This window comes from Bradyrhizobium sp. WSM2254 (genome assembly GCF_000472645.1).
In the GTDB taxonomy this organism is placed as follows: Bacteria; Pseudomonadota; Alphaproteobacteria; order Rhizobiales; family Xanthobacteraceae; genus Bradyrhizobium; species Bradyrhizobium niftali.
The window spans coordinates 82,740-103,636 of sequence record NZ_AXAB01000029.1; the positions used below are offsets into that span (position 1 = coordinate 82,740).

Annotated in this window: 21 protein-coding genes; 14 read left to right on the top strand and 7 right to left on the bottom strand. The window is 64.7% G+C overall.

All coding sequences use genetic code 11. The annotated features are described in order from the left end of the window. The first annotated feature begins 184 nt into the window (after positions 1-184). Positions 185-1,522: a S41 family peptidase gene (locus A3M7_RS0121975; RefSeq protein ID WP_027545816.1), complete on the top strand. Its 1,338-nt coding sequence runs from the start codon at positions 185-187 to the stop codon at positions 1,520-1,522. Positions 1,523-1,593: 71 nt separating this feature from the next. On the opposite strand, the gene A3M7_RS0121980 is transcribed toward A3M7_RS0121975, so the two are convergent. Together A3M7_RS0121980 and A3M7_RS49775 are read right to left on the bottom strand one after the other, a co-directional pair. Further along, positions 1,594-1,803: a hypothetical protein gene (locus A3M7_RS0121980; RefSeq protein WP_027545817.1), complete on the bottom strand. Its 210-nt coding sequence runs from the start codon at positions 1,801-1,803 to the stop codon at positions 1,594-1,596. Between the two features lie 10 nt (positions 1,804-1,813). Further along, on the bottom strand, positions 1,814-2,077 hold the full coding sequence (locus A3M7_RS49775; protein WP_027545818.1) for a hypothetical protein: 264 nt from the start codon (positions 2,075-2,077) through the stop codon (positions 1,814-1,816). Between the two features lie 95 nt (positions 2,078-2,172). Between A3M7_RS49775 and A3M7_RS49780 the strand changes: the two genes are divergently transcribed. The 9 genes from A3M7_RS49780 to A3M7_RS0122025 all read left to right on the top strand — a co-directional run bounded on the left by A3M7_RS49780 (position 2,173) and on the right by A3M7_RS0122025 (position 10,066). Then, entirely contained in the window at positions 2,173-2,490 is a 318-nt protein-coding gene (locus A3M7_RS49780; RefSeq protein WP_198033796.1) for a hypothetical protein, read from the top strand. An 80-nt stretch (positions 2,491-2,570) separates the two neighbouring features. Then, positions 2,571-3,791 (top strand): OpgC domain-containing protein, encoded by a 1,221-nt coding sequence (locus tag A3M7_RS0121990; RefSeq protein WP_027545819.1) that lies wholly within the window; start codon positions 2,571-2,573, stop codon positions 3,789-3,791. Beyond that, positions 3,788-4,201 (top strand): DUF1622 domain-containing protein, encoded by a 414-nt coding sequence (locus tag A3M7_RS0121995; RefSeq protein WP_027545820.1) that lies wholly within the window; start codon positions 3,788-3,790, stop codon positions 4,199-4,201. The genes A3M7_RS0121990 and A3M7_RS0121995 overlap by 4 nt, the downstream gene beginning before the upstream one ends. Beyond that, positions 4,179-5,030, top strand: coding sequence for a Spy/CpxP family protein refolding chaperone (locus tag A3M7_RS0122000; RefSeq protein ID WP_084302376.1), 852 nt, complete (start codon positions 4,179-4,181; stop codon positions 5,028-5,030). Before A3M7_RS0121995 ends, A3M7_RS0122000 begins: the two co-directional genes overlap by 23 nt. 23 nt (positions 5,031-5,053) lie before the next feature. Next, a complete protein-coding gene (locus tag A3M7_RS0122005; RefSeq protein ID WP_027545822.1) occupies positions 5,054-7,003 on the top strand; it encodes an FAD-binding oxidoreductase in 1,950 nt (649 codons plus the stop codon). A gap of 1 nt (position 7,004) precedes the next feature. Next, the gene (locus A3M7_RS0122010; protein WP_049823625.1) at positions 7,005-7,712 is read left to right on the top strand and encodes an iron reductase; all 708 of its coding nucleotides are present in this window, start codon (positions 7,005-7,007) and stop codon (positions 7,710-7,712) included. Next, positions 7,709-8,488, top strand: coding sequence for a class III cytochrome C family protein (locus A3M7_RS0122015; protein WP_027545824.1), 780 nt, complete (start codon positions 7,709-7,711; stop codon positions 8,486-8,488). The genes A3M7_RS0122010 and A3M7_RS0122015 overlap by 4 nt, the downstream gene beginning before the upstream one ends. 213 nt (positions 8,489-8,701) lie before the next feature. Beyond that, on the top strand, positions 8,702-9,097 hold the full coding sequence (locus A3M7_RS48780; protein WP_198033798.1) for a hypothetical protein: 396 nt from the start codon (positions 8,702-8,704) through the stop codon (positions 9,095-9,097). 357 nt (positions 9,098-9,454) lie between these two features. After that, on the top strand, positions 9,455-10,066 hold the full coding sequence (locus A3M7_RS0122025) for an RNA polymerase sigma factor (protein ID WP_027545826.1): 612 nt from the start codon (positions 9,455-9,457) through the stop codon (positions 10,064-10,066). Here the strand turns inward: A3M7_RS0122025 and A3M7_RS0122030 are convergent. After that, entirely contained in the window at positions 10,063-12,783 is a 2,721-nt protein-coding gene (locus tag A3M7_RS0122030) for an EAL domain-containing protein (protein ID WP_027545827.1), read from the bottom strand. The genes A3M7_RS0122025 and A3M7_RS0122030 overlap by 4 nt on opposite strands. Before the next feature lie 312 nt (positions 12,784-13,095). Between A3M7_RS0122030 and A3M7_RS0122040 the strand changes: the two genes are divergently transcribed. Then, positions 13,096-13,260 carry a Flp family type IVb pilin gene (locus A3M7_RS0122040; RefSeq protein ID WP_027545828.1) on the top strand — a complete coding sequence of 55 codons (165 nt, stop codon included), beginning with the start codon at positions 13,096-13,098 and terminating at the stop codon, positions 13,258-13,260. Positions 13,261-13,271: 11 nt separating this feature from the next. Here A3M7_RS0122040 and moaC read toward each other — a convergent pair whose 3' ends face one another. The 4 genes from moaC to A3M7_RS0122060 are packed head-to-tail and all read right to left on the bottom strand — an operon-like array spanning position 13,272 to position 17,583. Further along, positions 13,272-13,826: a cyclic pyranopterin monophosphate synthase MoaC gene (gene moaC / locus A3M7_RS0122045; protein WP_027545829.1), complete on the bottom strand. Its 555-nt coding sequence runs from the start codon at positions 13,824-13,826 to the stop codon at positions 13,272-13,274. A gap of 1 nt (position 13,827) precedes the next feature. Continuing rightward, positions 13,828-14,649 (bottom strand): indole-3-glycerol phosphate synthase TrpC, encoded by an 822-nt coding sequence (trpC, locus tag A3M7_RS0122050; RefSeq protein WP_027545830.1) that lies wholly within the window; start codon positions 14,647-14,649, stop codon positions 13,828-13,830. 7 nt (positions 14,650-14,656) lie between these two features. Further along, a complete protein-coding gene (gene trpD / locus A3M7_RS0122055; protein ID WP_027545831.1) occupies positions 14,657-15,670 on the bottom strand; it encodes an anthranilate phosphoribosyltransferase in 1,014 nt (337 codons plus the stop codon). Positions 15,671-15,684: 14 nt separating this feature from the next. Continuing rightward, on the bottom strand, positions 15,685-17,583 hold the full coding sequence (locus A3M7_RS0122060) for a SurA N-terminal domain-containing protein (RefSeq protein WP_027545832.1): 1,899 nt from the start codon (positions 17,581-17,583) through the stop codon (positions 15,685-15,687). 223 nt (positions 17,584-17,806) lie between these two features. On the opposite strand from A3M7_RS0122060, the gene tpiA reads away from it, so the two are divergent. From tpiA to A3M7_RS0122075, 3 genes are all read left to right on the top strand, one after another. Further along, the gene (tpiA, locus tag A3M7_RS0122065; RefSeq protein WP_027545833.1) at positions 17,807-18,562 is read left to right on the top strand and encodes a triose-phosphate isomerase; all 756 of its coding nucleotides are present in this window, start codon (positions 17,807-17,809) and stop codon (positions 18,560-18,562) included. Positions 18,563-18,702: 140 nt separating this feature from the next. Beyond that, positions 18,703-19,089 (top strand): preprotein translocase subunit SecG, encoded by a 387-nt coding sequence (gene secG, locus A3M7_RS0122070; RefSeq protein WP_027545834.1) that lies wholly within the window; start codon positions 18,703-18,705, stop codon positions 19,087-19,089. A gap of 166 nt (positions 19,090-19,255) precedes the next feature. Further along, on the top strand, positions 19,256-20,887 hold the full coding sequence (locus A3M7_RS0122075) for a CTP synthase (RefSeq protein ID WP_027545835.1): 1,632 nt from the start codon (positions 19,256-19,258) through the stop codon (positions 20,885-20,887). Positions 20,888-20,897: the final 10 nt, after the last annotated feature.

Consider the following 20,897-nt stretch of genomic DNA (forward strand, 5'->3'; position numbering starts at 1 on the left):
CGGTTTCGGAACGTTGCCAAAAGTTTAGGTCCGGGCGAAGGGATTTTTACGGTGTACCCGCCGGCGTTGGCCGCCCGGCCTTGAAGAAACCAGAATGGTATTGTGAGAAGCGAGCTGGATCGCCATTTGCATGGCGCCTCCCAAGCCCCAAGAGAACCGCTAAAGCAAAAAGGCCAGCCTATCCATGCGGAAATCCCTGCTGTTCCCCCTGGGCGCGCTCACGGGAGCGTGTTTGACCCTTCTGGTAGCCAGTCCGCACGGCGGCGTGTGGGCGGCACGGGCGGCAGCGAGTGCGGATGATGCCTATTCCCAGCTCAACCTGTTCGGCGAAGTCTTCGAGCGCGTGAAGGCGAGCTATGTCGAGAAGCCCGACAATGCCAAGCTGATCGAAGGCGCGATCACCGGCATGGTGACCTCGCTCGATCCGCATTCGCGCTACATGAACGACAAGGCCTGGACCGAGATGCAGGAGACCACCTCCGGCGAGTTCGGTGGGCTCGGCATCGAGGTCACGATGGAGGAGGGCCTGGTCAAGGTTGTCTCGCCGATCGACGACACGCCGGCGTCCAAGGCCGGCATCATGTCCGGCGACCTCATCAGCAAGATCGATGGCGATGCCGTGCAGGGCATGACGCTCGAGCAGGCCGTCAACAAGATGAAGGGCCCGGTCGACACCAAGACCAAGCTCACCATCGTGCGCAAGGGCGCCGACGCGCCGCTCGACATTGCGATCACTCGCGAGATCATCCATGTGCGGCCCGTCCGCTTCCACGTCGAGAACGGCGACATCGGCTATATCCGCGTCACCTCGTTCAACGAGCAGACCACCGACGGCCTGAAGAAGGCGATCGCGGCGATCTCCAGGGAGATCCCCCAGGAGAAGCTCGCGGGCTATGTGATGGACCTGCGCAACAATCCGGGCGGCTTGCTCGACCAGGCCGTGTCGGTGTCGAGCGCGTTCCTTCAGCGCGGCGAGGTGGTCTCGACCCGCGGCCGTAATCCGGAGGAAACCCAGCGCTTCACCGCGCATGGTGGCGACCTCACCAAGGGCAAGCCGCTGGTGATCCTGGTCAACGGCGGCTCGGCTTCGGCCTCGGAGATCGTCGCCGGCGCGCTGCATGACCACAAGCGGGCCACGATCATCGGCACGCGCTCGTTCGGCAAGGGCTCAGTGCAGACCATCATTCCGCTCGGTGCCGGCAACGGCGCACTGGCGCTGACCACGGCGCGCTACTACACCCCGTCGGGCCGTTCGATCCAGGCCCAGGGCATTGCGCCCGACATCGAGATCCTCCAGGACCTCCCGGCCGAACTGAAGGGCCGCGTCGACACCATGGCGGAGTCCCAGATGCGCGGCCATCTGCAGGCCGCCGACGGCACCGAACAGACGGGATCGCAGTCCTATGTCCCGCCGGAAGAAAAGGACGACAAGGCGCTGCACGCGGCCTACGACTTCCTGCACGGCGTCACCGCGAATGCGGTCGCCGCGAAGCCCGCGCCGAAGGCTGCGGTGCCGAACTAAACGTCGCGACGTCCAGATATCGCCCGGGAGTGGATGACCGCTCCCGGGCGAATTCGTTTTGGGACTTCGCGTCAGCTCGGGTTCATGGCGGCAAAGGTCGCTTCATAGCGCCCGTCGCGCTCGGGCCAGCGGCGGGCGCGGTCGACCAGCACTTTGTCGCGGGGATGAACCCGCAGCTCCAGCAATTGCATGACCTCCGCGACATAGGCGTCGAGCGGCATGGCGCGTGCGTCGCTCGCTTGGGGGCGGTGATCCCGCATCTTCGCGAGCGGCGGGATCACCGTCCGGTCGTCATTGCTGCTTCTTCGGGCCCATGTGATGCGGGACGTCGGTCTTCGGTCCGCCGCCGTAATGGTGGCTGCCGCCGGATCCGCTGGTCGTCCCGCCGTCGCTCTCTTTCTTGCCCATGTGGTGTGGGACCTCGGTCTTGGGCCCTCCGGAATAGTGGTGGCCGTTCTTCTCGTCGGTCGTGTTCGTCGTGCTCGTCTGCGCCAAGGCGGGCAACGCGACGAACGACATGATCGCAGCGGCGGCGATCAGCTTGCGGTGACTCATTCTGGTTTCTCCTGTTTGATCTTGTCGAGTTGGTGTCAATCAAGTCCCGGTGGCTTGACTGAGTGGCAACCAAACCCGGAGCGGGATCGTCCAGGTTGAGCAAGATCAAGTGCCGACGCGCGCACTTGCGTCCGCTGATGCGTAGATCGTCGAGTTGCCGCAGGCGACGGGAAGTATCGATCTTCTTACAGAAAAAATTTTGCATCGATCGCACGAATTCGATGGCTTCACGTCATGCTCACTATGAGCGGCGGCGCCGTCGAGAGACGCCACTGGAAGATGACTCCCTCGATCGAAATGACACGAGGACGATGGTCGCCTCAATTCATTACATGGCCTGGCGACAAAAAGATTTGGCTGGCGCGTCGCCCGAGTTTGATGTCCGTCAAAAGAGCATCAACCACGCGACCTAGCGTGCCCGCGCGAACGAGCGGCGAGAGTGTCGCGCAACGATGACGGGCCGCAATGTCGCACAAGAATGGGAATCACGCTGTTGATTGACGAGACGATCCAGGTGGCCGGTCGGCCGCTGCAACTTGCATTTCTCTTGCACCGCCGGTTGTGGGAGACGATCACGATCAGGTCGGTGCTGATCAAGCCGCGGCGCGATGTGCGCCTGGATCTGTTTCGCGGTCTGGCGAACTGGCTGATCTTTCTCGGGCACATTCCGGATTCTGCGCTCGCCTGGTTCACGACGCGAAACTACGGCTTCAGCGATGGCGCCGATCTGTTCGTGCTGATCTCCGGATACACCGCGACGTTCGTATTCGGCTCGATGATGATGGAGCGTGGCTTCGTCATCGGGGCAACCCGGCTACTGCGGCGGGTATGGCAGCTCTATGTCGCCCACCTGCTGCTGTTCTTCGTCTATCTCACGGCCGTGCATTACCTCGCGCACAGGTTCGACGACCTTCACCTGATGGATCAGTTCAACGTCGCGCCGCTGATGGACTTTCCCGTCGAGACGCTCTCGCAGGGCCTGGTCCTCAAGTTCAAGCCGCTCAATCTCGACGTTCTGCCGCTCTACATCGTGCTGATGGCCGCGTTTCCCGTCGTGCTCTGGTTCATGCTGCGATGGCGCAATGCAGTGATGATCGGCTCGCTCGGCCTCTATCTGGCCGCCCGACATTACGAATTGAATCTGCCGTCCTATCCGGCCGGAGTCTGGTACTTCAATCCGTTCGCCTGGCAGCTGCTTTTCGTAGTCGGAGCCTGGCTGGCATTGGGAGGGGCGGCGGCAAGCCGCTGGCTGCTGTCGTCCCGCACGCTGCTCATCCTCAGTAGCGGCTTCCTGATCCTTGCGCTCGCGATGACGCTGGCGGAACGAATTCCGGGGCTGCGGGACTACATTCCCGAGGAGCTCGCCGCCGTCTTCATTCCAAACGACAAGACCAATCTGGGTCCTTCTCGCGTCATTCATCTGGCGAGCCTGGTGTTCATCGTTGTCTCGCTCATTCCGATCGACTGGCCCGGTCTGAAGTCGCCGGTGCTCCAACCCTTGATCAGATGCGGTCAGCAGTCGCTGTCCGTGTTCTGTGTCGGCCTCTTTCTGTCGTTCGTCGCGCATTTCGTGCTCGAGTCCGGATCCGAGGGGTTATGGGCCCAGCTGCTGGTCGGTGCCGCCGGCCTGTGGATCATGACGATCGTCGCCTACTACCGGACGTGGTCGAAGGGCATCGACAGGAGCCGCTCGACCGAGGAGGGCGGCGGATGATGACGTCCGGGCTGATCTTCACCGAAGAGATCCGCGGCCTCATTCTGCACGGCCTGCATTGGGCCGCCTCGACCATCGAGCTGCTCGGCGTGGTGGTCATCGTCTGCGGAGTGCTTGCTGCAACGGTCTGGTCGTTGAACGAGATGCGGCGCGGCGCGCCAGCCGACGCATTTCGTTCCTATCGCGCCAATCTTGGTCGCGGCATCCTGCTTGGCCTCGAATTCCTGATTGCCGCCGACATCATCGGAATGGTTGCGATCGTGCCGTCGTTCGACCGGCTCGGCATCCTGGCACTGATCATCGTGATCCGCACGTTCCTGAGCTTCTCGCTCCAGATTGAAATCGAGGGGCGATGGCCGTGGCGAAGGCATGACAGGGAGGTAAGCGATGCTGCCCGCGGCAGCCTTTGACACTTCCCTGCGTAAGAGTTGGCGGCGCTTCGCGTCTATATGGCCTGACCCGCCCCACGCTGTCCTCATCGCCGACCTCGATGAGCAGATGACCATCCAAATCAACACCCGGAGAATGACCATGAACCGTTCGAGAAAATTCGTCGTGAGCGCAGCCGCCTTTGCCGTCCTTGCCCTGGGGCCGGTTGGGCTGTCGCCGGCAATCGCCGCCGGTCTTGCCCGGACCGCGATGATGGATGACGACAAGATGTCGAAGATGCCGGCCCCGTCGGATTCCAGCGGCAAGATGAACATGGGCCAGCCAGCGGGTCAGTCGCAGAACATGAGCGGCGGTCCGATGACCGACGACAAGATGAAGATGCCGCCGCAAAGCCAGATGCGGGACTGCCAGGGCGCCGGCTGTCAGGAGAGCTCCGGCATGATGCAGATGATGCAAATGATGGAGAAGATGATGCGCGGCCAGATGAGTTCGGCCGGCAGCAGCGGTGCGATGAGCGGCCCGGTGGATGTGACGGAGCGGATCGAGGGGCGGATCGCGTTCCTGAAGGCCGAGCTGCAGATCAGCGACAAGCAAGCCGCCGACTGGAACAGTGTCGCCGACGCCTTGCGTTCGAGCCGGCAGCACCTGCTGGAAGCGCGCAAGATGCTCGCGATGGATGACAGGTCGGGAAGCGCCGACCGTCTGGAGCATTACGAGCGGCATTTGTCCGAGCGTCTGGAGGCGATCAAATCGGCCCGCCTGGCCTTCACGCGGCTCTACGCGTCGTTGAACGAGAGCCAGAAGCAGACCGCAGACACGATCCTGCTGCCTCTGATTGCATCGTTCTGAGCTTTGGAATCGAGAGCGAGATCATGTTCGGTCTGCCCCTTCGATGTCGAGCCGGCCTGTCTGCGCTCGTCGTCCTGACGAGCCAGCTTGCGGCGAACGCCGCACTCGCATCGGACTTCGGCCCCGGCCGCACGCATCCGACAGGGCAGGTCGCTCAGCGTTGGGAGCTGGCGCAGGCAGAGGACGACCACGCCGCACATCATCCCGCAGCGTCCGGCTCCGCAGGCGGTGCGGCCGATGTGCCGCCCAGCGGCGCCACGCCGGGGATGATGGGTGGAATGGACGGCATGATGGGCCGGCCGCGCAAGGAGTTCTACCCGGCATTGATGGACATGCCGGCGCTGTCCGCCGAGCAGCGGAGCAGGCTGGAGGTCCAGGCGCGCGAGCGGATCAGCGCGGAGGCCGACCGCCTGGCGACTGCCGAAATGGATCTGCGGCACGCTATCGCCGGAGGCGATATCGTCGCGGCGGATCAGGCGTCGCGGCGGCTTCGTGAGTCCCTGAACGCGGTTCAGAGCGGCGTGGTCGCGCTGCGTTCGCTGCGCGAGGGCGAGCCACCGCAGCAGATCGCGCAGGCGTGGTTCAAGTCGCAGATGAACCTGTTGCCTCAACGCGGCGCCATGGCTGCGGATGACGGCACGCAGGGAATCTCCTGGTTTCACGTCACGACCATGGCGCTGCTGGTGCTGTTCTCGCTCACGCTGCTTGCCGTCTATGTCGCGCGCATGCGCCGGGCGAACGCGCTGGTCGATCGGCTGACGCGTGCTGCGGCCGTTCCGGCTGTTGCTGCGGCCGTCCCATCCGCGACGGCCGGCAGCTCTCCGGACGAGAAGGCCGCGGTGATACCTGCGCAACAGAAAAATCGCGAGACTGCGCGAGTCGAACCGGGCCGCTCCTGGAAGGGCAGGCTGAAGATCTGCGCGATCTACCAGGAAACGCCGAACGTGAAGACCTTCCGTCTGCAAGCGCCGGACGGCGGCGCGATTCCGTTTGCGTTCCTGCCGGGACAGTTCCTGACCTATGCCATCGAGATCGACGGAAAGTCCGTCAGGCGCTCCTACACGATCGCGTCGTCGGCGGCCCAGACCGCCTACGTCGAGACCACGATCAAGCGCGAAGACGGCGGGCTTCTGTCCGACTACATGCATGGCCACCTGAAGGCGGGAGACCTCATCGAGGTTGCAGGCCCCTCCGGCGCCTTCACGTTCACCGGCACGGAAGCCGATAGCGTCGTCCTGATCGGTGGCGGTGTCGGCATCACGCCGCTGATGGCAGCGATCCGATATCTCTCGGATATTGCATGGCCCGGCCCCATCTACCTCGTCTATGGCGCGCAGACGACCGAGCAGTTCATTTTCCGGGACGAGCTGGAATATCTTCAGCGCAGGATGAACAATCTGCACGTCGCGGCCACGATGGTGCGGGCCGCGGGTACGTCGTGGATGGGAAGCGAGGGGCAGATCACGGCCGAGTTCCTGACGCAGGCTGTGCCTGATCTCACCAGACGACGCGTTCACTTGTGCGGTCCGCCCGGAATGATGGACGCGCTCAGGAAGACGTTGATCGGGCTCGGCGTGCCCCGCGAGCAGATCAAGACGGAGGCCTTCGGGCCCGCCCGCGGAGCCGTCCCACCTCCCGGCAAGGCCGGCGCCGAAGTGCCGATGCCGGGAGTAGAGGCGGGCAATCAAGGGGACGCGGCGGCCGGTCCAGCAACGGCCACCATCCGCTTTGCGAGATCCGGCAAGGTCGTAGCGCTGCCTCCGGACAAGAGCGTCCTGGAGGTGGCCGAGAGCGCGGGCGTTTCGATCGACTATTCCTGTAGGGCTGGGGTCTGCGGCGTCTGCAAGACGCATCTGTTGCAAGGAAACCTCACGATGGAAGTCCAGGACGCCCTGACCGCAGACGACAAGGCGAACGGTCTGATCCTGGCCTGCCAGGCGAGATCGGTCGGAGATCTGGTCGTCGAGGCCTGACATGATGGATCGGAGAGGGCGCCTGATCGCCGACGTCGCTCTGGCGGCCCTGTTGTTGCTGGTGCCGGCGTTCCTGCTGCACTCCGATAGCCGGTTCGCAGGAAGCCTCGCCGGCTTTGTCCTCGGGGCCGGCGCGGCCGTGCTGATGATTCTTCTTCTCGTCTATCCGATGACGAAGTACAGCGCGGGTCTGAAGGCCCTGGTCACGCGATGCGTGTCGATGCCGACGCTCCTGGCATTTCACGCCTCTGCCGGAATCGTCGCGGCATTTTTCGCCCTTCTGCACACGGGGCACAAGTTTCAGAGTCCGCTCGGGATCGCCCTGGTGACCAGCATGCTGGTCGTTGTCGTCACCGGATTTGTCGGGCGCTATTACCTGCCGCAAACCGCGATGGAGCTCCGCCAGCAGCAGGCGTATCTGGCGACCTTGAGGTCGGCCTATGAGCACATTGCGTCGGCGATGTCGTCGCCCGATCGGGCGGTGCGTGACGGGACCGCCGTGCCTGCATCGGCGTTGCGGAATGTGCCCCTGCTGCAGCTCGTCGATGGCATTTCCGATCTCGAATCGGCGATCGGATCGAGCGAAGCAATCAAGAAGATCTTCCTGCAATGGATCGGGCTGCATGTCATGGCGGCGGTCGTCATGTATGCGCTGCTCGCGGTGCATGTGGCGGCCGAGGTCCACTACGGGTTGCGGTGGCTCGCGTGACGATCAGGGGCGTGCTCTACGCCGTGATCGCGACACTGGCCGTCGCAGGCGCGGCCGTCGTGTCGATCGCCCTGTATCGGGGCGGCTCCGAGGTCGTTCCAGGGTGGGCAAGGTTTGTGACGCCCGGGCCACTTTCCGGGAAGCATGCATTTCTGTCCGACAGATGCGAGAGCTGCCACACGCCGGTCAAGGGCGTCGATGCAGCGGCCTGCATCTCCTGTCATGCGCCTTCCGCCGGGGATATCGCAAAGCAGTCGACGGCCTTTCATGCCACGGCGGGCAGTCAATGTTCCGGCTGCCATCTCGAGCACATAGGTGAACTGCGGCCGATCAGGATGGACCACGCGTCACTGCTTCGGGTCGCAACGTCTGCCTCCGGCAGGAAGTTGTTTGACCGGGGCGCGGCCGATCAACTGACTGCGGACCTGAAGGAGTTTCTCGGCCTGCCAAAGTCAGACCGGCGGGAAAGGGCGGAGCTCGATTGCGCCAGCTGCCACAGCAACCGGGAGCCGCACCGCGAATTGTTCGGACGGAACTGCGCGGAGTGCCATGGGCTCGCGTCCTGGAAAATCGTCGGTTTCCTGCACCCCTCGCCAACGTCGAGGGACTGCGCCCAATGCCATCAGGCGCCACCGAGCCACTACATGGGTCACTTCGTCATGATGGACCGGATGATCACGGGACAGGAGCACGCATCGGTCGATCAATGCTTTCTGTGTCACAGAACGGACTCGTTCAACGACGTCAAAGGCGTCGGCTGGATGAAGCATCATTGACGGATTCGGTCGAGCGACGGAGATGGGTGCAATATATTACAGGGCTCGACCAAAAAAAATCGGGAGCTCATTTCCGCGCCGCATCTGGCATGGCGCACGACTCTCCTCACCGTTCTTGCAGTGTCGAAGCCGTGTGCGTCGTTTTCTATTGGCCGTCACTGCAACCAGAGCTATATGTTTCCGGTCGGGACAGCAGGTGCAGGGATGATTGGCTTGCGAAAGCCGAGGCGAAGATGGTGGGGATGGCTTGTCGCCATCACTTACCTGCTCGCGTCGATGACGCCGTCTCTCGCGATCTCGATTTCCCTCGACGCAGCGATGCAGTGCGACCATCAGGGTGATCAGCCTGGAGATGCGCACGATCACGCTGGCGGATCGGCAGTACATTCGCATGACGTTGCGATGGCCGGGGATTGCGACGACGACCAGGACAGGCCCAGCGAGCGGCATGCGACCTGCTGCGGCTCGGTGCTTTGCTTCAGCGCCGTGTGGCCGCAAGCTCCGGCCATTGCGGAGTTCATGGTGCCGCGCTCGCGCTGCGAGGCGCAGCCTGACGTGATCGGCGACGAAGGCACGTTCCGTCGCCACTACCGGCCCCCCATCGCCTGAGATAGCTCCCGAAAACCGGACTGCGTCGCTCCAGGTGCGAGCGCGGATCGACACGTCTGCGAGGGGCACTTTGCCATGCGGATGACGGCGATGCGCGCCACGACCTCACACGCGGCGGAGTGACGGCGCCGGCCTCGGTGTTGCTCGCGCGCGCTGAGCGCCGCGGGCTGAGTGGAAGAACGCCGAGAAAACGATCGTCCGTTTGCAGAAACACAGGTCGCTACGTGAGCGCCGCTGGAGCGGTGATTTCTCGCGACCCCTGTTCGGGAGGCTGCCGCACCGGCTGATGGCAGCCGCGCCGTCGCGTTTCCGCTCCAACGAAGCGATCTACCGAATGTCATGCAAGGACGATGCGTCATGAAATCGCCGAACGAGAGTCTGCCGGAGCAGACAGCCGGTCCCTTGGATGTGCAGGACGCAGTCGTTCGTGCCGCCCTCGTCGGCAGTTACGGTCGCCTCCGCAGCTATCTACAGCGACGCTTTGGCGGGAAGGCGGAAGCGGAGGAGGTGCTCCAGGCGTTCATGTTGCGCGCGCTGGAGCGGTCCGGCGACATTCGCGATGCGGACTCGGTTCGAGGCTGGTTGAGCAGGGTCCTGGCGACCACCATCGCCGACTTTCACCGTCAGACGTCAAAGAGCAGAACGCGAGAGATGCCGTTCCCGCATGAGCTCAACGAGCGTCTCGCGGCCGATCAGGATCCCGCGGCGAATGCCGCGGTCTGCGAGTGCCTTCATACCCATCTATCCCTGCTGAAGCCGGAACATGCCGACGTCATCAGAAGGGTGGATCTCGCCGGTGAGCCGCGGGAGCTGGTTGCAGCCGATCTGGGTGTGACCGTCAACAACCTGACCGTTCGCCTTCATCGCGCCCGACACGCCCTGAAGGAGCGTCTCGAGCAGGCCTGCATTGTGTGTTTGGAGGAAAGCTTCTGGGAATGCCGCTGCGCCGACAACGGAGGTCCGACCTAACCCGCCTCGCGGCGTCGGCTTTCGCTGCCGTCGCGCTGGGCGAGCCGGCTGCGATGCAGTGCGAACAGCTCCAGCACCTTGTCGGCCGGCTTTGCGGCGCTGAACAGATAGCCCTGCATCTCGGAGCAGCCGAGCGTGCGGAGCAGGCGCCGCTGCTCCTCGGTCTCGACGCCCTCGGCGGTGGTGGTCATGCGGCGGGCGGCCGCCAGATTGACGACGGCCTGGACGATGCTGGCGGAGCCGTCGGGGCCGGCGATATCGTTGACGAAGCAGCGGTCGATCTTGATCTTGTCGAACGGGAAGCGGTGCAGGTAGCTCAGCGAGGAGTAGCCGGTGCCGAAATCGTCGAGCGCGATGTGCACGCCGATGGCACGGAGCTGGTGCAGGATCGCCAGCGCGGTGTCGTCGTCGCGGATCAGCACCGCCTCGGTGATCTCGAGCTCGAGCCGGCTCGCCGGCAGGTTGGAGGCGGCGAGCGCCGCCATGATCTTCAGCGCCAGCGTGCCGCTCTTGAACTGCACCGGCGAGACGTTGACGGCGAGACGGATGTCGTCGGGCCATGTGGCCGCGTCGCGGCAGGCGGTCGCCAGCACCCATTCGCCGATCTCGTTGATCAGGCCGGTATCCTCCGCGATGGGGATGAATTCGGCCGGCGAGACCATGCCGCGATCGGGGTGGCGCCAGCGCACCAGTGCCTCGCAGCCGGTGATGCGATCGTCCTTCAGGCCGAGGCAGGGCTGGTAATAGACCTCGAGGCCGCCATCGGCGATGGCGTGGCGCAGGTCGATCTCGAGCTGCCGCCGATCGCGGACCTTGGCGTCCATCTCCGGCTCGAAGAAGCGATAGGTGCGGCGTCCGGCGGATTTGGCGGCGTACATCGCCATGTCTGCATTCTTCAGGAGCTGGTCCAGCGCGGTCCCGTGCCCCGGTGCCAGCGCGATGCCGATGCTGGCGTCGGTGGTGAGGTGGTGGCCCATGCAGTCGAAGGGTGCGCGGATGGACTCGAAAACCCGGGCGACGAGATCGTTGACCTGGTCTGGCGACGTCACTGCGCTCTGCACGATGGCAAATTCGTCGCCGCCGAGCCGCGCCACGAAATCCGCCGGGCCCGCGCAGCGGCTGAGGCTCGTTGCGACCGATTTCAGGAGCTCGTCGCCGACGAGGTGGCCGAGCGCGTCGTTGACGCCCTTGAACTCGTCGATGTCGATGTAATGCACCGCGATCTCTTCGCCGTCGGCGATGGCGGCCAGCTCCCGCCGCAGATGCTCGTGGAACATGGCGCGGTTGGGCAGGTCGGTCAGCGCGTCGTAATGGGCGAGGTGGGTGATGCGCTCCTCGATGCGCCGGCGCTCGGTGATGTCCTCGTGCGTCGCCACCCAGCCGCCGTCCGCGAGCGGTTCGTTGAGGATGTGGATCGAGCGCCCGTCGGCGGTGTCGACCACCATGGAGCTGCGCGCGTGGACGTCGCCTAGCACGCGCGCGACATAGTTGTCGACGTCGCCGGTGAACGAGCCGGTCGCCCTGCGGTGGGCAATGATGTCGTGGAAGCTGGAGCCCGGCTTCACCACCTCGGGCGACAGGCCGTACATCTCGATATAGCGTTCGTTGCACACCACGAGCCGCTGCTCGGCGTCGAACAGTAGCAGGCCCTGGGTCATGTTGTTGACGGCGCGGTCGAGGCGCTGCTTTTCCAGCATCAGCCGTTCCCGCGAGCGGCGGTGCTGCTCCAGAAGCTTGCGCACGATCGCGATCAGCACGCCGGCGATGGCGAGTGCGGAAGCGGCGGCGACCGAGATCAGGATGCCGATCTGCTCGCGCCAATCCGTCAGGGCCGCCGCGCGCGTCGCGGTGGCCATCATCAGGATCGGGAAATGGGGCAGGGCATGCGAGGAGATCATGCGGTCCTCGCCATCGACGGGGCTGATGAAGCGTCCGGCAAAATGGTCGAGGCTGAAGACTCTCTGCTGCGCGAACGGGCCGTTCCTGAAGTTCCGCCCCATCAATTCGCCGGAATGCGGGTAGCGGGCGAGCAGCGTGCCGTCACGATGCAGCATCGAGATGGTCGCGCCTTCGCCGAGCACGACGGACTCGAAGAACTTCTCGAAATTGGCCGGCTCGATGCCGCGTCCGACTACGCCCATGAACTCGCCGTTCGGGCCGACGATCTTGCGGACGATCACGATGGTCCATGCGCCCGAAATGCGGCTATGCACCGGCTCGATCAGGACGTCGGGCGCATCGGGGGCGTATCGGAAGGTACGGAAATAGGCGCGATCGGCGACGTTGACCTTCGGAGCCGGCCACGCCGTCGACGAGTTGATCAGATTGCCTTCGGCATCGATGACGTTGACGCCGCCCATGTAGGGAAGCGCCTCGATCTTCGAGCGCAGCAGAAGGTGGATGTCCTGGCCGGAAAGGCGCTTGCGATAGTCTTCCGCGCTGGCAATGCCGATCGCGCGGACGTGGTCGACAAAATCCTTCTGGATGACCGCGAAATCCTGCAATTGCTGATCGAAATGATGGGCGAGCATCAGCACGGTGTTTTCGAGCTCGCGGCCGGAGTTGCGCAGCGCGCGCTCGCGGAAGTTCTGCGCCATCAGGACCGCGCCGACGGCGATCGCGGCGATCAGCAGCGTGCCGCCCACGACCAGCCAGCGGATCGGTCCGCTGCGCACGAAGGCCTGGTCAAAGAGGCGACTGCCGTATTTCGTCATCATGTGGATCGTTGCCGCACACACGCCAGGATCAATTCCTGGACCTCAAAACATCCGTCGGTTTACGGGAACGGTGTGGAGGCGAAGTTAGGAAGCGCGGTTAATGCGGCATGAACGTCCACACGCAAAAGCAATCGATACGCGGGATGCTGGACGTGCAGAAATTGCCGCAAGGTTCCTGCAATGCCGATCAATTCCTGCCGGTCATGCGCCGATAAACCAAGGCTTAACCATCTAACATGCTGGCGCTCCTCACGGCGGCACTGGCACGTAATTTGCGAACACGCGTGCCAACGAGACAGTGAGGACACGACGATGAAAAACACCTTGAAGAACTTCCTCGCCGACGAGCGCGGCGCGACCGCGATCGAATACGGCCTGATTGCAGCCGGCATCGCGCTTGCGATCATCACCGTCGTGAACGGCATGGGCAGCAAGCTCAACACCAAATTCGGCTCGATCAGCTCTTCGCTGAAGTGAGGACCACGCGCTCAGGCGCGGTAATGGCCGGACTTGCCGCCGAGCTTCTCGACGAGATGGATGCCCTCGATGCGCACGCCGCGCTCGACCGCCTTGATCATGTCGTAGATGGTGAGGCAGGCGACGGACACGGCCGTGAGCGCCTCCATCTCGACGCCGGTCGGGCCCGTCACCTTCACGCTGGCACGGACGAGGCAGCCCGGCAGCTTTGCGTCGGGCTCGATATCGACCGTGACCTTCGACAGCGCGAGCGGATGGCAGAGCGGGATCAGCTCCGAGGTGCGCTTGGCGGCCATGATGCCAGCGATGCGCGCGGTGCCGAGCACGTCGCCTTTCTTGGCGTTGCCCGAGACAATGAGATCAAGCGTCGCCGTGGTCATGAGGACGCGGCCTTCCGCGACCGCAAGCCGTTCGGTCGCGGGCTTGTCGGAGACGTCCACCATCCGCGCCTCGCCGGAGGCGCCGATATGGGTGAGGGCAGGGCCGGCCTTGGTAGCCTTGGTCTTGGCGGGCCTTGTCTTGGTGGGCCTTGTCTTGGTGGGCCTCTTGGCCGGCTTGCGCGCCATGTCAGCGCGTACCGGTCGCGCGGTCCGTCGTCTCGCGCGCGAGCAGCGTACGCGTGGCGGCGGTCACATCGGTCTGCCGCATCAGGCTCTCGCCGACCAGGAAGGTCGACATGCCGACGCGCTCGAGCCGGGCGAGGTCGGCGGGCGTGAAGATGCCGCTCTCGCCGACCATCAGCCGGTCCCCGGGGATCAGCGGCGCCAATGCTTCGCTGGTCGCGAGCGTGGTCTCGAAGGTGCGCAGGTTCCTATTGTTGACGCCGATCATCGGCGAGCGCAGCTTGAGCGCGCGGTCGAGTTCGGCGCGGTCGTGGATCTCGATCAGCACATCCATGCCATGGGCGATAGCCGCGTCTTCCAGGTCCCTGGCGGTGGCGTCGTCGAGCGCGGCCATGATGATCAGGATGCAGTCGGCGCCATGCGCGCGGGCTTCGACCACCTGATAGACGTCGAACATGAAGTCCTTGCGCAGCACCGGCAGCGCCGTCGCCGCACGCGCGGAAACCATGAAGTCGAGATGGCCCTGGAACGACGGCGTGTCCGTCAGCACCGAGAGGCAGGCGGCGCCGCCGGCCTCATAGGCCTTGGCAAGCTGGGGCGGATCGAAATCGGCGCGGATCAGCCCCTTCGACGGCGAGGCCTTCTTGACCTCGGCGATCAGCGCGAAGTCGCCGTCGGCGTGCTTGGCCTTGATGGCGCGCAGGAAGCCGCGCGGTGCGGCCTGCGCCTTGGCCCTTGCTTCGACAACGGAGAACGGCTGCGCGCGCTTGGCAGCCGCGATCTCTTCGCGCTTGTACGTCTCGATCTTGGTCAGGATGTCCGACATGTCAGGCTCAGCCGTTGGAGACCGCGATCAGATGCTTCAGCCGTGCATTGGCCGCGCCGCTGTCGAGCGATTTGGCGCCGATCGCGACGCCCTCCTTGAGGTCCTTGGCACGTCCGGCCACGATCAGCGCGGCCGCCGCGTTCATCAGCGCCACGTCGCGGTAGGGGCTCGGCTTGCCGCTGAGCACGCTTTGCAGCGCAATCGCATTGGCGTCGGCGTCTCCTCCCTTGAGCGCACCGGGCTCGCAGCGCGGCAGGCCCGCTTCCTCCGGCGTCACCTCGAAGTTCCTGATCTCGCCATTGTGGAGCGAGGATACGAAAGTCGGGCCGGTGAGGGTGATTTCGTCGAGGCCGTCGGAGCCGTGCACCACCCAGGCGGATTCAGAGCCGAGGTTCTTGAGCACCTGCGCCAGCGGCTGCACCCACTGCCGCGAGAACACGCCGACCATCTGCCGCTTCACGCCGGCCGGATTGGACAACGGGCCGAGCAAATTGAAGATCGTGCGGGTGGCGAGTTCGACCCGGGTCGGGCCGACATTCTTCATCGCGGGATGATGGGCAGGGGCGAACATGAAGCCGATGCCGCATTCGCGCACGCAGCGGCCGACCTGCTCCGGCCTGAGGTCGATCCTCACCCCGAGCGAAGCCAGCACATCGGCGGCGCCGGAGCGCGAGGACAGTGCGCGGTTGCCGTGCTTGGCCACCGGCACGCCGGCGCCCGAGACGATGAAGGAGGCACAGGTCGAGACATTGACCGAACCGGAGCCGTCGCCGCCGGTACCGACGATGTCGACGGCGTCGGGCGGTGCCGTCACCGTCAGCATCTTGGATCGCATCGCCGCGACCGCGCCGGTGATCTCGTCCACTGTCTCGCCGCGCACCCGCAGCGCCATCAGTAGGCCGCCCATCTGCGAGGGCGTGGCTTCGCCCGACATCATGGCGTCGAAGGCGGAAGCCGCTTCGTCACGCGACAGGCTGGCGCCGGTCGCCACTTTTCCAATGATCGATTTCAGGTCGTCCATCGCGTGCTTTCAACTCACTGGTTCGCGCCGGTCACCTGCGCGAAGGCGGCCTGATTAATGGTGGTCCCGATGTCGGTTTCAAGCTTGTTGACGTAGGCGGCGACCTGCTCCTCGGTCTGCGCCCTGTCGAGGCTGTCTTTCAGCTTCTTGACCGCGTCGGAGGCCGCGTCGACCGCGGGATCGATGATGTCGGTGACGCGGAAGACGATCACTTCGCTGCCGCCGCTCACGGGCGTCTGTCCGACGCCGTCCTTGGCGGTGCGGAAGGCGGCCGCCACGACGGTGCCGGGCACGCCGGCGGGCGAGTCGTCGCGCTTGAAACCGGGTGCGGTCTCGACCTTGGCGCCGATCGCTGCGGCTTCATCGGCGAGCTTGCCGCCCGCTTGGAGCTTCTGCACCATCTCGGTCGCCTTGGTCTTCAGCTTGGCCGCGATCTGGTCCTGGCGCCAGCGGGCCTCGACCTGGTCGCGGACCTCGTCGAGATTGCGATCACGCGAGGGCGTGATGGCGAGCACGTCGTACCAGACATAGCCGCCCTTGAACGAGATCGCGTCGTTGTCGACGCCGACGTCGGTGTTGAAGGCCTGCGACACCACGTCGAGGCCCTGCGGGACGTTGGCGACCGGCTGGCCGTTCGGGGCGCGGCCGGAACGGTCGACGGCGTCGATGGTCACGGCGGTGAGGCCGAGCTTCTGCGCCGCGTCGATCACGCTGGAGCCGCCGCCGCGTTCGTCTTCCATCTTGTCGCGGAGATCGGCGACCTTGACGCGCGCGCGCTCGGTCGCGATCTCGCGCTTGATGTCGCCGACGAGGCTGGCGTAGTTCGCCTCGACGCCCGGCTCGATCTTGTCGACCTTGACGATCGCGGTGCCGAGACGGCCCTGGATCGGCTGGCTGATCTCGCCCGCGGCAAGCGCGAAGGCGGCGTCGCCAACCGCCGGGTCGAGCGACGATTTGGTCACGAGCCCAAGATCGACGTCGGAGGCGCTCAGTCCGCGCTCCTTGCCGAGATCCTCGAACGACATTCCGCCGGCGAGGCGCTCGCGTGCGGTCTGCGCCTCGGCCGCGTTGGGGAACACGATCTGGTGGATCTGGCGCTTCTCCGGCGTGCCGAGCCGGTCCTTGCGCTGTTCGAACACCTTCTTCGCGTCCTCGTCGGAGACCTCGGTCCATTTGCCGATCTCTTCCGGCGAGATCACGACGAAGGCGATCTTGCGATATTCGGGCGCGCGGAACTGGACCTTGTGATCCTCGAAATAGGTGGCGAGCGCCTCGGGCGAGGGCGCATCGATGGTGCCGGCCTGGGCTGCGTCGAGCCTGACGAACTCGATGGCGCGCTGCTCGTTTTGGAAGCGCGACAGCACGTCGATCATCGCCTTCGGCGGCTCGAGGCCGGCGCCGATCGTGCCGGTGAGCTGCCGGCGCAGCGACACCTTGCGCTGGTCGGAGACGTAGCGCTGCTCGGTATAGCCGAAGTTGCGGATCACGGCCTGGAAGCGGTTCGGATCGAAGCTGCCGCCGACGCCCTTGAAGTTGGGGTCGTTCATGATGACCTGGCGGATCTGGTCGTCGGACTGGCCGAGCCCGAGCCGGCGCGCCTCTTCGTCGAGGGCTGCTTCCGCGATCGTCTGCTGGAGCACCTGACGGTCGAGGCCGAAGGCGCGGGCCTGATCAGGCGTCAGCGGACGGCCGAACTGGCGGCTGATCTGTTGCAGGCGGTCGGTATAGATCTGGCGGAACTCGTTCAGCGAAATCTCGGTGCGGCCGATCTTGGCCACCGTGGACTGCCCGAAGCCCTTGAAGATGTCGGCGATGCCCCAAATGCCGAAACTGACGATCAACACGCCCATCACCACGGCCATAATGGTCTTGCCGAGCCAGTTTGATGAGGCCTTGCGCATTCCTCGAAGCATTTGGTCCAACTTGTTTGGCAGGAGGGGAACGGGAGCGCGTCTTAATGCAGATTCCGCAAAAGCGCGTCACCAAATTGATCAATCATCATAAAGTGGCGGCTTTCCCCCCGCAACCTCAGGTCACGCGGCCTCACGAAGCTGCGGTTAAAAGCCCTTAGGTCTCTGGAACTGCCACAGCAGCTCTGCTAGCGCATGCACAAACCCCTTTTTGCTGGAAATTGACATGACCGACGCCATCCGACCACTGATCGCCGGCAACTGGAAAATGAACGGGCTGAAGGCCTCCGCTGCCGAATTCGACGCCATGCTCAATGGCGCGGCAGAGGTGGCGGCCAAGGCCGATCTGCTGGTCTGCCCGCCGGCGACCCTGATCGCGGCCTTTGCCGACAAGGCACGCGGCAAGAAGGTCGCGGTGGGGGCCCAGGATTGCCACCCCAAGGCCTCCGGCGCCCATACCGGCGACATCGCCGCCGAAATGCTGGCGGATGCGGGTGCGACCGCCATCATCGTTGGCCATTCCGAGCGCCGCGCCGACCATGGCGAGGGCGATGCCTTGGTGCGGCAAAAGGCGGAAGCCGCCTGGCGGGCCGGGGTGACGGCGATCGTCTGCATCGGCGAGACGCAAGCCCAGCGCGATGCCGGCCAGACCCTGCACATCCTGCGCGGCCAGCTCGACGGCTCGGTGCCGGACGGCTCGACCGCGGCCAACCTGGTCGTCGCCTATGAGCCAGTCTGGGCCATCGGCACCGGCCTGACCCCCACGGCCCAGGATGTCGAGCAGATTCATGGGTTTATCCGGGAACTCCTGACCTCCCGGTTTAGGGCGGACGGCGCCAAGATGCGGATCCTCTATGGCGGCTCGGTCAAGCCGTCGAACGCGGCCGAGCTGATGGCGGTGAAGAACGTCAACGGCGCGCTGGTCGGTGGCGCCAGCCTCAAGGCGACCGATTTCCTTGCGATCGCCAAGGGCTGTCCCTAGCTAAACCAAACCGTTGGTCCGGACCCGATCGGGGGTGGCAATGCCGTTTCCGATCGTGTAACACCGCGCAACTTCAGGAAAACCCGCGAAGCGCGATCGGCCGCCGTCTCGGCGCTGTCGGCTTGTGACGGAAGGGCACTATGCAGACTGTTGTCATCGTCATCCATCTCATGATCGTCGCCGTCATGATCGGCGCCGTCCTGCTCCAGAAGTCGGAAGGCGGCGGCCTCGGCATGGGCGGAGGCGCGGGCTTCATGTCGAGCCGCGGCACCGCGAATCTGTTGTCGCGGACGACTGCGATCCTCGCCGCCGGCTTCTTCCTGACCAGCCTGTTCCTGTCCTGGTACGCCGGATACAACCGTGCGCCTTCGTCGATCATTGGCCAGCCGGCATCGCAGGGCCAGCCGGCCGGCGGGTCGCCGATCGCGCCGCCGACCTCGGGGGGCATCCTGGATTCGCTGAAGAAGGCCGACGAGCAGCAGGCCCCGGCAGCGCCGAGCGGCCCGCAGGTACCTCGTTCGCAATAAAGCAGGGGGGCCATGCAGCGCGGCTTCTACCGTCCTGCATCAACAATCCCCATCAAGGTACTGTCACCACTCTTCGTTCCGGTTCACCCACAGGCCCGCAAAATCTTTGGGGCGGAATACGAATCGCTTTGGCGAATCGAATTCGAGGGATTAGAGGTTAAGTCCCATGGCGCGGTACATATTCATCACCGGCGGCGTGGTTTCTTCGCTCGGCAAGGGTCTGGCTTCAGCGGCACTCGGTGCGCTGTTGCAGGCCCGGGGCTACAAGGTCCGCCTCCGTAAGCTCGACCCCTATCTCAACCTCGATCCCGGAACGATGTCGCCGTATCAGCACGGCGAAGTGTTCGTGACCGATGACGGCGCGGAGACCGATCTCGATCTCGGTCACTACGAGCGCTTCACCGGGCGGCCGGCGACCAAGGCCGACAACATCACGACGGGGCGCATCTACCAGGACATCATCACCAAGGAGCGCCGCGGCGATTATCTCGGTGCGACCATCCAGGTGGTTCCGCACGTCACCAACGCCATCAAGGAATTCGTCCTCGACGGCAATGACGATTACGACTTCGTGCTGGTCGAGATCGGCGGCACCGTCGGCGACATCGAGGGCCTGCCGTTCTTCGAGGCGATCCGCCAGCTCAAGAACGAGCTGCCGCGCGATCATGCCGTTTACATCCATCTCACGCTGCTGCCCTACATTCCGAGCGCTGGCGAATTGAAGACGAAGCCGACGCAGCACTCGGTGAAGGAGCTGCGCTCGATCGGCATTCAGCCGGACATCCTGCTCTGCCGCACCGACCGCGAGATCCCGAAGGAAGAGCGGCGCAAGCTCGGGCTGTTCTGCAATGTGCGTGAAAGCGCGGTGATCGAGGCGCGCGACGTCGACAACATCTATGCTGTCCCTGAGGCCTACCACAATGCGGGCCTCGACGACGAAGTGCTCGCCGCTTTCGGCATCGCCTCGCGGATTCCGCCGGAGCTGCGGAGCTGGCAGCAGATCAACGAGCGCGTGCGCAATCCCGAAGGCAACGTCACCATCGCCATCGTCGGCAAATACACCGGCATGAAGGATGCGTATAAGTCGCTGATCGAGGCGCTCTCGCATGGCGGCATCGCCAACAAGGTGAAGGTCAATCTCGACTGGATCGAGAGCGAGATCTTCGAGAAGGAAGATCCCGCGCCGTTCCTCGAGCACGTCAACGGCATCCTGGTGCCCGGTGGATTCGGCCAGCGCGGCGCGGAAGGCAAGATCCGTGCGGCGCAGTTCGCGCGCGAGCGTGACGTGCCGTATTTCGGCATCTGCTTCGGCATGCAGATGGCGGTGATCGAGGCCGCGCGCAATCTCGTCGGCATCGAGGACGCCAACTCCACCGAATTCGGCCCGACCAAAGAGCCCTTGGTCGGCCTGATGACGGAGTGGCTGCGCGGCAACGAGCTCGAGAAGCGCTCGCAGGCCGGCGATCTCGGCGGCACGATGCGGCTCGGTGCCTATCCGGCGGCGCTCAACCGCGGCAGCCGCGTCTCGCAGGTCTATGGCGGCGCGACCGAGATCTCCGAACGCCACCGCCACCGCTACGAAGTGAACACCGCGTACAAGGACCGTCTCGAGCAGCACGGCCTGAAATTCTCAGGGCTGTCGCCCGACGGCGTCCTGCCGGAGATCGTCGAATACGAGGATCACCCCTGGTTCATCGGCGTCCAGTTCCATCCCGAGCTGAAGTCGCGGCCCTTTGAGCCTCATCCTCTCTTCGCCTCGTTCATTCAGGCGGCGATGGTGCAGAGCCGGCTGGTCTGATGGCTCAGCG

What these genes read in the sequence shown, in the direction of transcription:
- A3M7_RS0122040 (WP_027545828.1), top strand. Translation starts at nt 13,096, where the DNA reads ATGAAAAACACCTTGAAGAACTTCCTCGCCGACGAGCGCGGCGCGACC.
- A3M7_RS0122025 (WP_027545826.1), top strand. Translation starts at nt 9,455, where the DNA reads ATGAAATCGCCGAACGAGAGTCTGCCGGAGCAGACAGCCGGTCCCTTG.
- A3M7_RS0121975 (WP_027545816.1), top strand. Translation starts at nt 185, where the DNA reads ATGCGGAAATCCCTGCTGTTCCCCCTGGGCGCGCTCACGGGAGCGTGT.
- A3M7_RS0122075 (WP_027545835.1), top strand. Translation starts at nt 19,256, where the DNA reads ATGGCGCGGTACATATTCATCACCGGCGGCGTGGTTTCTTCGCTCGGC.
- trpD (WP_027545831.1), bottom strand. Translation starts at nt 15,670, where the DNA reads ATGGACGACCTGAAATCGATCATTGGAAAAGTGGCGACCGGCGCCAGC.
- trpC (WP_027545830.1), bottom strand. Translation starts at nt 14,649, where the DNA reads ATGTCGGACATCCTGACCAAGATCGAGACGTACAAGCGCGAAGAGATC.
- tpiA (WP_027545833.1), top strand. Translation starts at nt 17,807, where the DNA reads ATGACCGACGCCATCCGACCACTGATCGCCGGCAACTGGAAAATGAAC.
- A3M7_RS0122005 (WP_027545822.1), top strand. Translation starts at nt 5,054, where the DNA reads ATGTTCGGTCTGCCCCTTCGATGTCGAGCCGGCCTGTCTGCGCTCGTC.
- A3M7_RS0122010 (WP_049823625.1), top strand. Translation starts at nt 7,005, where the DNA reads ATGATGGATCGGAGAGGGCGCCTGATCGCCGACGTCGCTCTGGCGGCC.
- A3M7_RS49775 (WP_027545818.1), bottom strand. Translation starts at nt 2,077, where the DNA reads ATGAGTCACCGCAAGCTGATCGCCGCCGCTGCGATCATGTCGTTCGTC.
- moaC (WP_027545829.1), bottom strand. Translation starts at nt 13,826, where the DNA reads ATGGCGCGCAAGCCGGCCAAGAGGCCCACCAAGACAAGGCCCACCAAG.
- secG (WP_027545834.1), top strand. Translation starts at nt 18,703, where the DNA reads ATGCAGACTGTTGTCATCGTCATCCATCTCATGATCGTCGCCGTCATG.
- A3M7_RS0121995 (WP_027545820.1), top strand. Translation starts at nt 3,788, where the DNA reads ATGATGACGTCCGGGCTGATCTTCACCGAAGAGATCCGCGGCCTCATT.
- A3M7_RS0122030 (WP_027545827.1), bottom strand. Translation starts at nt 12,783, where the DNA reads ATGATGACGAAATACGGCAGTCGCCTCTTTGACCAGGCCTTCGTGCGC.
- A3M7_RS0122060 (WP_027545832.1), bottom strand. Translation starts at nt 17,583, where the DNA reads ATGCTTCGAGGAATGCGCAAGGCCTCATCAAACTGGCTCGGCAAGACC.
- A3M7_RS0122000 (WP_084302376.1), top strand. Translation starts at nt 4,179, where the DNA reads ATGCTGCCCGCGGCAGCCTTTGACACTTCCCTGCGTAAGAGTTGGCGG.